The organism is Yersinia aldovae ATCC 35236, from assembly GCF_000173735.1.
Lineage (GTDB): Bacteria > Pseudomonadota > Gammaproteobacteria > Enterobacterales > Enterobacteriaceae > Yersinia > Yersinia aldovae.
The window spans coordinates 1-9,983 of the sequence record NZ_ACCB01000063.1 but is presented as its reverse complement, the minus strand read 5'-3'; the positions used below and the strand labels follow the sequence as shown (position 1 = coordinate 9,983).

The window sequence follows — 9,983 nt, the reverse complement described above, 5'->3', positions numbered from 1 at the left end:
TCCCTTGTGTCTACCGATTTCACCACCCGGGCTCTGGAAAACTGGAGGCGCGTCCCGGAGTCGAACCGAGGTAGACGGATTTGCAATCCGTAGCATGGCCACTCTGCCAACGCGCCTTATTCTTCTTTGCCTTTACAGCTGAGGTCCGCTAATTGCCAACCTACTAATTTGGAGCGGGAAACGAGACTCGAACTCGCGACCCCGACCTTGGCAAGGTCGTGCTCTACCAACTGAGCTATTCCCGCAACATCAGAACTTACTGATTCTTTTGTTATCTTTCGACATTTCGTTGCTGCCGTCTGATGCGTTGCATTCTACTTACCTGACGCAATGAGTCAATAAAATTATCTGACTTATTCGTTCGTTTGCTGCTTTTTACGTCGCTTCGATCAAGGTTCGAGCAAATCACTCCAGGCCGCGTTCAAATATTGAAACATTGACCAGAATGTTAGCACTGCTGCGATGTAAAGCAGAACAAAACTGGCAAGCTCAATGTTATGGTCTGGACGCCAGAGTAACCCAACCAAAGACCCCATCTGAGCTGTCGTTTTTACTTTACCGATCCATGAAACCGCAACACTACTGCGTTTTCCGATTTCAGCCATCCACTCCCGGAGTGATGAAATGATAATCTCACGGGCGATCATCGTGGCTGCCGGTAATGTAATCCACCAGACATGGTAATGCTCGGCGACCAATACTAACGCAATGGCCACCATAACTTTATCCGCAACAGGGTCAAGAAAAGCCCCGAAACGGGTTGTTTGCTTCCAGCGACGAGCTAAAAAGCCATCAAACCAATCAGTTGCTGCTGCAAACACGAATATGATGGCACAAACCATCGGAGCCCAAACGAACGGCAGATAAAATGCCAGAACGAAGAATGGGATGAGTACAACACGGAACAAGGTAAGCCAAGTCGGTATATTCAATTGCATAATGCTACGATAACTATCTGGCTGGTGTGGATATTATGAGTATGGTGCAACATTAGCTTCAGTGTTTCAATGCATTGTAGATTTTTTCTGCCAATGCTTGTGAAATACTCGGCACTTTTGCAATTTCCTCGACGCTCGCATTAAGTAAAGGTTGTAGTCCGCCCATATATTTCAGCAAAATTTGTCGCCGTTTAGGGCCAACCCCTTCAATCATTTCTAATGCACTGGTGTTTTTTACTTTCGAACGGCGCTGTCTATGCCCGGTTATTGCATGATTATGCGAATCATCACGAATATGCTGAATCAAGTGCAGTGCTGGTGAATCAGGAGGTAATGAAAAACCTTCCCCTTCAGCTGCCAGGAACAACGTTTCCAGTCCCGCTTTACGATCACTGCCTTTCGCCACCCCAACCAGTAGGGGTTTCTGCTTATCCCACGATACATTAAGTGAAGCAAAAACATCAAAAGCCTGGGACAACTGCCCCTTCCCACCGTCAATAAATATGACATCAGGAATTTTGCTGCTATCTAATGCCTTACCATACCGACGTTTAAGTACCTGTGACATGGCAGCATAATCATCACCGGGCGTTATGCCACTAATATTGTAGCGCCTATATTCAGAACGTACAGGACCATTAGCATCAAATACGACACAAGATGCAACTGTTTGCTCACCCATTGTATGGCTGATATCAAAACATTCCATACGATTAATTTCATCAAGCTTAAGAATTTTGGCCAGTTCTTTCATGCGTTGATGAATAGTAGATTGTTGCGATAAACGAGTTACAAGAGCCGTTGAAGCGTTGGTGCGCGCAAGTTTGAGATAGCGAGCGCGATCACCACGCGGGCGACTTTGAATCTGAATTTTCCGCCCGGCCAGCTCAGAAAGAGAGGTTGCCAACAGCTCTTTCTCTGCCAGAGTGAAATCCAATAGAATTTCACCCGGCAACGTACGTATCTGACTTCCTTGTAGGTAAAACTGCCCGACAAATGTTTGCACGACTTCGTTTAACTCCGTACCAGCAGGCACTTTAGGATAATAGCTACGACTACCTAAAACCTTTCCTTGTCTGATAAACAGGACATGAACACAGGCTAAACCCGCATCAAATGCCACACCAATAACGTCAAGGTCTTCACTATCACCGGAAACAAATTGCTGCTCAGTAACCCGCCGTACTGCCTGGATCTGATCGCGAATATGCGCCGCATCTTCAAAGTGAAGCAATCGGCTGGCTTCCTCCATGCGAGAAATTAGCTGCGTCAAAACTTGCTGATCTTTGCCCAACAGGAATAGGCGAACATAATCTACCTGCCGTTGGTACTCCTCATCGCTCACCAACCCCGACACGCATGGCCCGGAACAACGGCCAATCTGATATTGCAGGCAAGGCCGCGAACGATTGCGATAAACGCTATTTTCACACTGCCTGACAGGAAAAAGCCTTTGCAATAATGCTAAGGTTTCGCGTACAGCATAGGAATTAGGAAATGGGCCGAAATACTCCCCTTTCTCATGTTTTGCACCACGATGGATAGTTAGGCGTGGGTGAGCATCCGCACTTAAAAAAATAAGCGGATAGGACTTATCATCACGTAACAACACATTGTAACGTGGCTGATAAAGCTTGATATAGTTATGCTCAAGCAGCAATGCTTCCATTTCGGTATGAGTGACTGTAACGTCAATCTGAGCAATATTCTTAACTAGTGTCTCTGTTTTACGGCTCGCAACCTGCACGCGAAAATAGCTGGTCAGACGTTTTTTGAGATCTTTTGCTTTACCGACGTAAATAACTGTTCCCGCCTTATCGTACATACGATAAACACCAGGCTGGCTAGTAACAGTTTTTAAAAACTCTTTAGAATCAAAACAATCAGTCACTATTAGATAACGTCTCCGCGTTGAACAGGCCATGACGAATCGCCAAATGGGTCAGTTCAACATCACCACTAATATTAAGCTTGCTAAACATCCGGTAGCGATAGCTGTTAACCGTTTTCGGGCTCAAATGAAGTTGTTCTGATATCTCATTTACCTTTTGTCCTTTGGTTATCATTAGCATAATTTGCAGCTCGCGCTCTGACAAGCAGCTAAAAGGCGTTTCGGCGGGCGGTTCCAACTGACCAAGCGCCATCTGCTGCGCGATATCCGAAGCAATATAGCGTTGCCCTGAATGAACCGCACGGATAGCGGCAACCACATCTTGAGGTGCAGCACCTTTACTGAGATAACCTCCTGCACCAGCTTGCATAACCTTTGCAGGCAAGGGATTCTCGGTATGAATAGTCAGCATGATAACCTTGGTATCTGGAGAGAAACGCAAAATTTTGCGCGTCGCTTCTAGCCCGCCGATACCAGGCATATTCATATCCATCAAAACGATATCAACAACATGGCTACGACACCATTTTACCGCATCTTCACCACACTGCATCTCACCCGCTACTTTGATACCCTTGATATCTTCAAGAATGCGTCGGATCCCTGCGCGCACCAGTTCGTGGTCATCAACAAGAAGAACGCTAATCAAAGAAAATTCTCCAAAAATAAGGGAGTAACCTAATCACGCTTTGTTTACGACAATGATATTACTTGTTTTCAGCCAAAGAATGAATACAGAATAATTGCAAATTCATATCTATATAGTTTGACAGATATTATTTTTATCATCATTTTTACTATGTACATAGAAACACATGCTTATCAGCTAATGGCATGATAAAAAAGAAAAGTATTTTTAAGATTTTTCTCGGTATCACGCACTTATCTTTGTACGAAATAATGTCTTGCCAAGACTAAGTTAATTTTTTTGTAAAAAAAATACAACACATTGATACAAATAAGGATAGAACATCATCAAAATAGGAATTACTCTTGGTTTTGTATATGTGCCACTCATCATTTATTCATTTTGTAAATAAGTCATTTTTAACACAATTAGTTTATCAATAAGTACCGATATGTTTTTTATGAACAAAATTAACTTGATGAAAATACGTACATCATAAAGGTCAGGATTCATGCACTAAAATGGCCGCCTCAGGCAATGAGGTAAAGAGTTTTAGACAAAAAATTAAAGATTCGCGTTCGCAGTATCAAAGTTATCCATCACTCTATGATATAATCGTATAACTGTTTAATAACGCCGCGAATGTTTACTGCGATACTGGGTTTACTCTTATCACTTTGTTCGCAGGCCAGCTACCCCTTCAGGAGAAAAAATGAGTAATCCGGACTTCACCACTTCTGCTGACCCAGAAATTTTAGCAAACGAAGTTGCATGTCTGAAGGCAACGGTAACTTTGCTGCTGAAAGCGATCGGCCAAGCCGATGCTGGGAAAGTTATCTTAAATATCGAACGTTCTATCTCTGATATTGAAGACTCTGCTCAAGCTGAAGTTTTTGCCAATACCGTTGCTCAAATTAAAAATGGCTACCGTCAATAGTTGCTAAGAGACAACATGTCATACTTTCATGCTGCCACATATGAAAATTTCACTATTTTTTATTGAAATATATTTCATCGGCAGCCTGTTTTTATGAGTGTTCAGGATAAGTATTGAGCAGCAACTTAACGCATTGTATCGCTCTGTTATGTATTGGCTTATTACCAGATGGATGTTTATATTGAGTAGAGAACAATGGTACTGCCGCCGTAAGTCACGCCACATATAGAAATATTGAATCAACGGACAAGCAGTAAGATCAGTGCATGGATCGCCAGCATCGCTACTGAAAAACTAAGATTCAGATTGCTAATAGACTTTCTTCTGATTTCCTCTGAAAGTCCATCACTTACCTGAATTTTCCTGATTCTGTAAATCCAATAGCCGCCAAGAGCCACAAAAAACAGCGCCAACGATAAAGCCAAGAGAGGATATCCCCACACCAAATACTCACTTAGCCCCGCTATAGCAAACCAAAGAATGGTAAATACCACGTCAACCGCCTAAATTGTTAGATAACCTTTTCAGCTATTAATGCCGTAGATACTGGCAACTGGCTACAAGACCTCTTTATGTACCCATACGCTAACACTGCCACCACTCACTGAAAATGCTGCCGTACCATTATCGTCGGTAGTAATAATAATATGCTGATTACTAAGATAATCCACAAACTCTTTATTTCTAACCCTCTCGCCAAGATTAATTGTCTTTTTATTCTCTGCACCATTTGAAAAAATGACGACACAACCAGATTCCTCTTCCGTACCAGAACGAACAAAAGCAATACAATTCTTGTCATCAAAATAGTCTGTTTGCGCCCCATGAGCAAAGCGCTGCCTGGCTTGAATTAACTTCTCCAGCCCGGCAATAATCGGCATTTCGATTCGATGAGTATTACCATCATCCCCTGTATCTTCATAGGTTGCACCAAAAAGATCAGGATAAAAAACGCACGGAATCCCCTGTTCCCGAATTAAAATTAATGCATAAGCTAAGGGTTTAAACCACGGTTCAACGGGTGCTTCTAACGCTTGTAATGGCTGAGTATCGTGATTAGCCACTAGCGTTATGCTATGAAACGGATCCACCTCAACTAATGTGTCATTGAATACTTGAGTCAGATCATATTCCTCGCCTTGCTTCGAGGCTTCATGAAATTTGTGATGCAAAGCAACATCAAATAACATCAGCTTGCCGTCTACTTGGTCAATATATTGCTGCAATCTCCCTATATCCGGTGACCAGTACTCGGCAATAATCAGTAAATTCTGATCGGTCTTACTCTGTATATAATCTACCCACTCTTTGAAAAACCAAGCGGGAATATGTTTCACTGCATCCAAACGAAAACCATCAATCGGTACAGAATCTAATAGCCATTTGGCCCAATATTTTAGCTCGCCCGAAACTGCCGTGTTACGAAACTCAATATCAGCGCCCATCAGATAGTCAAAATTCCCTAATTCGTCATCAACTTCTGTATTCCAACCTTCATGACTATAATCATTTAAAATCTTAAAAACCCCTTCATCTGATGGTGCTTCAATACAATCAATACCGGTAAAACATTTATGATCCCAAATAAAAGATGAATATGTCCCCTTACGTCCAGGAAAAGTAAAGCGCGTATAGCCTAAAGCTTCGATAACTTCATCATCTATTTCATTACGATTTTCAGGATTAACTTTACGAACACTCACTTGCTCTTTTTCATCAGCACCCATCTTATGATTGAATACGACATCAAAGAGAACCTTTATATCTCTTTTTTTCAAATGATGAATAGCATTCAATAACCCTTCTTTATCACCGTATTTAGTTGCTTTCGTTCCTTTTTGATCAAATTCACCCAGATCGAACAAGTCATAGGTATCATATCCTACAGAATAACCACCGGAAGCCCCTTTATAGGCCGGTGGCAGCCAGACAAAGTTGATGCCAATATGACTAAGATGTTCTGCGCGTTCACTAACCTCGTGCCATAACTTACCGCCGTCAGGATAGTACCAATGGAAGAACTGGATAATTGTGGGATTCTTCATAGACTTGATAGCTCCAATTTACCATATACCCCATAGTATGGCCCACTTTGCAAAAGTTGAACTATCAATAAGTAATATACCGTGTTTTATTTTTTATATTACGTTAATGTGAATACAGACATTTACCTCTAGAACCTGGCGATTGAAATGAATATTATGGATATACCATTTGGCATCACTGATTGGGACGAAATAGAAAAAACAGAACATCAAGGAGAGCAAGGCATAGCCTATTGGAGAACAAAAATTTTTGGTAACATCCGTATCAGAATGGTTGAATACAGCGCGGGATATATTGCTAACCACTGGTGTTTAAAGGGACATATTCTGCTATGTGTGTCAGGAAAATTAAGCACAGAACTCGATGATGGCCGTATTTTTATATTAAAAAGCGGTATGAGTTATCAAGTTGCAGATAATGCTGAAGCACATCGTTCCTCGACAGTTTCCGGCGCTAAGCTCTTTATTGTTGATTAAGATAATATTCACAGCAGCTAGCCGCCATCTAAGACTGTTAGCTGAGAAGTAGTCTACTTACTCCCCTTCCGACCCCGTCGTGTTATTGAATAGCATTGTAGAAATGTTAAACTAGAATTGCTCTTTATTAGAACAACAGTCAAGCGTTTCAAAGGATAAAATGAATGGCACAAAATATTTATGATAATAAAATTTTCTTTGCTGGCTATGCCAAACTCAATCGCTCAGTACATGGTCTGGATGGTGCTCCTGAATGGCCGATGATTCGCAAAATGCTTCCGTGCCTCACCGGTAGGAAAGTGGTTGATCTAGGTTGTGGCTATGGATGGTTCTGTCGCTATGCAAGCAAACAAGGGGCAAGTGAAACTCTGGGGCTGGATATCTCGGAGAGAATGTTAAGCCGAGCGAAAGAATTAACCTCTGACGAATCCATTATTTATCGGCAGGAAGATTTAGAAAACCTATATTTACCGACAAAGGAATATCATTTAGCCTACAGCTCACTGGCACTACATTATATCAAAGCACTACCAACCTTGTTAAAAATAATTTATCAGTCGTTAGTACCAAGCGGAAACTTTGTTTTTTCCGCAGAACATCCTATATATACTGCGCCAAAACAACCTGGCTGGTTAATCGCCAGCGATGGACAAAAATCATGGCCCATAAATAACTATCAAGTTGAAGGTGAGAGGATAACAAACTGGCTTACCGACGGTGTCGTTAAACAACACCGGACATTAGGATCCTATATAAATCTATTAATCAATACTGGGTTTATTATTACACATGTCGAGGAATGGGGGCCAACAATGCAACAAATTGCGGATTGCCCTGCTTTAGATGAGGAAAAAGAGCGACCAATGATATTCTTGATATCTGCTAAGAAACCTGAATAAAAAAAAGCACTAGATTCATTAAACCACTTAAAATTAAACATCCAAATTTAGGGAGGCTAACTCCCAGGAGATTCAATTTTCCTGTTTACTTTATCGTCAGAGCACTCAGCATCACTGCAAAATATAAGTTGCATAAAAAACCACTCTATCCAGACTAAATGGCCTATAGTATAAATTGGTAAATTATTCCACATAGGAATCTTGTTATGACTGAAGAAAATAGCCAAGAGGCAACTGTCAACGAAGGTTTGGCTAAGATCCACAAAGCGTCAGTGCAGCTTACGGATAAACAAATAGAGCAGTTAGCTGAAGAGGCCAAAGAGGCCGCCAGAGAAAATATGTCAAAACAGACTCCCTCGAAACCTTAATCCAAGGGCAATAAAATGAACAATACACCTCCGGATGGATTACCGGCATACAGACTTATTACTGGGTCAGACGACGCATCATTTTGTAAACGAGTATCGGAACAATTACAAATTGGCTATGTGCTATATGGCTCACCGTCAATCGCTTATGATGCAGAAAAAAAGGTCATCATCACAGCACAAGCGATCATTTGGCCAGATATCTGAGTGTCAATTTTCCAGTAATAATTCGTTATTGCCCGGGTAATGGTGACATCGGCTTCATGTCAGTGACTGATATTGTCAGATAAATACGGTTACTCACATAAACACTACAACTACACACGTCTGCGCGCAAAACGGTAAAAATGCACTGATTAACTGCATTCTGGTTTAGTCTATATTTAAATATATTATGAATCATATCGTTAATTACAATTCAAATATCAAACTCACTCGAGTTTAGCGCCCTTTTTTCTTACGTCCAGGCTGAGCAAAGCGCTTGCGAGACGCAGAAATCCCGTCAGATTTTTCGGCCTTTTTGGGACCACTAGTGCTCGGTTTTTTAACTGCAACGGGCTTCGCCTGCGTTTTTTTTACCGGTTTTTCGTCGGATGACGAGTTCTCAATCAGCTTAAATAATTCGATTAGCTCATCATCCAGCAAATCTCGCCACTCACCCTGTGGCAGGCCTTTCAGGGTGACGTTCATAATGCGGGTGCGTTCAAGTTTAGTGACTTCATAGCCAAAATGTTTACACATGCGGCGAATTTGACGATTAAGGCCTTGTACCAACGTAATATTAAATACAAAGGGTGCGATTTTCTTCACTTTGCATTTTTTTGTCACCGTCCCCATCATCGGCACGCCAGCCGCCAGGCCGACAATAAACTCGTCAGTCACCGGCTTGTTGACAGTCACTACATACTCTTTTTCGTGATCATTCCCTGCTCGCAGGATCTTGTTGACCAAATCGCCGTGATTAGTCAGAAGAATTAGCCCCTGCGAGTCTTTATCCAAACGCCCGATAGGAAAGACTCGTTTACTATGGTTAACGAAATCTACGATGTTATCGGATTCACCCTCTTCCGTAGTGCTTATAATACCAACCGGTTTATTCAGCGCGATCAATACCAAATCATTTTCGTCACGTGGTTCAATAAGCTGACCGTTAACTTTCACCACATTCCCGACATATACCTGATCGCCAACCGCGGCCCGTTTGCCGTTAATAAAAACATTTCCTTGTTCGATGTAACGATCAGCATCGCGACGAGAACAGATGCCGCTCTCGCTAATGTACTTGTTAAGGCGAATGGATGAGTTGGTCAGCATGATTTTTCCGTAAAAATAGGATTATACCACGTTAGATTGCCAAGCCTGTAGTTTTGAGGGAACGACTTAGGAAATTCAATTGATAGTTCTTTTTTCACCTGTCATCCGTGTGAGCGCTATAGGAAAATTAGCACCTAAAATAAGAAAAATGGTAGTTGACGCAAATAAGATTTAGGAGGCTGGATTTAAAAGAGTCCAAATAGTTACAACTTAAGAAATACATGGGAGGACGGGCGAATTCAATCCAGAATACCTATTTCTGCATTATAAAAATGGGAGGATGGGAAAGTATTGAAATGGTGAGAAGGTATGCACACCTTTCACCAATTCATTTGACTCAACATGCGAAATAAATAGACGGAATATTAAATCTTAATGGCAAAAATATGGCACGAGAATATAATCAAGATATATTTAATATAGCCTAAGAGATTGATTTTGTTGGTGGGTCGTGCAGGGTTCGAACCTGCGACCAATTGATTAAGA

General features: G+C 41.6%; 11 protein-coding genes, 2 tRNA genes and 1 pseudogene. 6 read left to right on the top strand and 8 right to left on the bottom strand.

What is annotated here, in order from left to right; translation table 11 throughout:
* Positions 1-42: 42 nt before the first annotated feature.
* From YALDO0001_RS18485 to uvrY, 5 genes are all read right to left on the bottom strand, one after another.
* A tRNA-Cys gene (locus tag YALDO0001_RS18485) sits at positions 43-116 on the bottom strand.
* A gap of 53 nt (positions 117-169) precedes the next feature.
* Positions 170-245, bottom strand: a tRNA-Gly gene (locus YALDO0001_RS18480).
* 144 nt (positions 246-389) lie between these two features.
* A complete protein-coding gene (pgsA, locus tag YALDO0001_RS18475; protein ID WP_042840534.1) occupies positions 390-938 on the bottom strand; it encodes a CDP-diacylglycerol--glycerol-3-phosphate 3-phosphatidyltransferase in 549 nt (182 codons plus the stop codon).
* Positions 939-996: 58 nt separating this feature from the next.
* Positions 997-2,829 (bottom strand): excinuclease ABC subunit UvrC, encoded by a 1,833-nt coding sequence (gene uvrC, locus YALDO0001_RS18470; protein ID WP_042840532.1) that lies wholly within the window; start codon positions 2,827-2,829, stop codon positions 997-999.
* A complete protein-coding gene (gene uvrY / locus YALDO0001_RS18465; protein WP_042545682.1) occupies positions 2,822-3,478 on the bottom strand; it encodes a UvrY/SirA/GacA family response regulator transcription factor in 657 nt (218 codons plus the stop codon). Before uvrY ends, uvrC begins: the two co-directional genes overlap by 8 nt.
* A 691-nt stretch (positions 3,479-4,169) precedes the next feature.
* On the opposite strand from uvrY, the gene YALDO0001_RS18460 reads away from it, so the two are divergent.
* Positions 4,170-4,394 carry a DUF2594 family protein gene (locus YALDO0001_RS18460; RefSeq protein ID WP_004705471.1) on the top strand — a complete coding sequence of 75 codons (225 nt, stop codon included), beginning with the start codon at positions 4,170-4,172 and terminating at the stop codon, positions 4,392-4,394.
* Positions 4,395-4,633: 239 nt separating this feature from the next.
* Here the strand turns inward: YALDO0001_RS18460 and YALDO0001_RS18455 are convergent, their stop codons facing one another.
* Complete coding sequence (locus YALDO0001_RS18455; protein WP_004705470.1) at positions 4,634-4,888, bottom strand: hypothetical protein; 255 nt, start codon at positions 4,886-4,888, stop codon at positions 4,634-4,636.
* A 63-nt stretch (positions 4,889-4,951) separates the two neighbouring features.
* The gene (amyA, locus tag YALDO0001_RS18450) at positions 4,952-6,439 is read right to left on the bottom strand and encodes an alpha-amylase (protein ID WP_004705469.1); all 1,488 of its coding nucleotides are present in this window, start codon (positions 6,437-6,439) and stop codon (positions 4,952-4,954) included.
* Positions 6,440-6,586: 147 nt separating this feature from the next.
* Between amyA and YALDO0001_RS18445 the strand changes: the two genes are divergently transcribed.
* From YALDO0001_RS18445 to YALDO0001_RS21115, 4 genes are all read left to right on the top strand, one after another.
* Positions 6,587-6,916, top strand: a complete 330-nt coding sequence (locus YALDO0001_RS18445) for a DHCW motif cupin fold protein (RefSeq protein ID WP_004705468.1) — start codon at positions 6,587-6,589, stop codon at positions 6,914-6,916.
* Positions 6,917-7,080: 164 nt separating this feature from the next.
* Positions 7,081-7,815 carry a class I SAM-dependent methyltransferase gene (locus YALDO0001_RS18440; protein ID WP_004705467.1) on the top strand — a complete coding sequence of 245 codons (735 nt, stop codon included), beginning with the start codon at positions 7,081-7,083 and terminating at the stop codon, positions 7,813-7,815.
* 206 nt (positions 7,816-8,021) lie between these two features.
* Positions 8,022-8,183, top strand: a complete 162-nt coding sequence (locus tag YALDO0001_RS21535) for a hypothetical protein (protein WP_004705466.1) — start codon at positions 8,022-8,024, stop codon at positions 8,181-8,183.
* 15 nt (positions 8,184-8,198) lie between these two features.
* Complete coding sequence (locus tag YALDO0001_RS21115) at positions 8,199-8,390, top strand: DUF1737 domain-containing protein (RefSeq protein WP_042545677.1); 192 nt, start codon at positions 8,199-8,201, stop codon at positions 8,388-8,390.
* 234 nt (positions 8,391-8,624) lie between these two features.
* On the opposite strand, the gene rluF is transcribed toward YALDO0001_RS21115, so the two are convergent.
* A complete protein-coding gene (gene rluF, locus YALDO0001_RS18430; protein ID WP_004705465.1) occupies positions 8,625-9,497 on the bottom strand; it encodes a 23S rRNA pseudouridine(2604) synthase RluF in 873 nt (290 codons plus the stop codon).
* Between the two features lie 204 nt (positions 9,498-9,701).
* On the opposite strand from rluF, the pseudogene YALDO0001_RS22065 reads away from it, so the two are divergent.
* Positions 9,702-9,850, top strand: a pseudogene (locus YALDO0001_RS22065) (integrase); the annotation flags it as partial.
* Between the last annotated feature and the right edge of the window lie 133 nt (positions 9,851-9,983).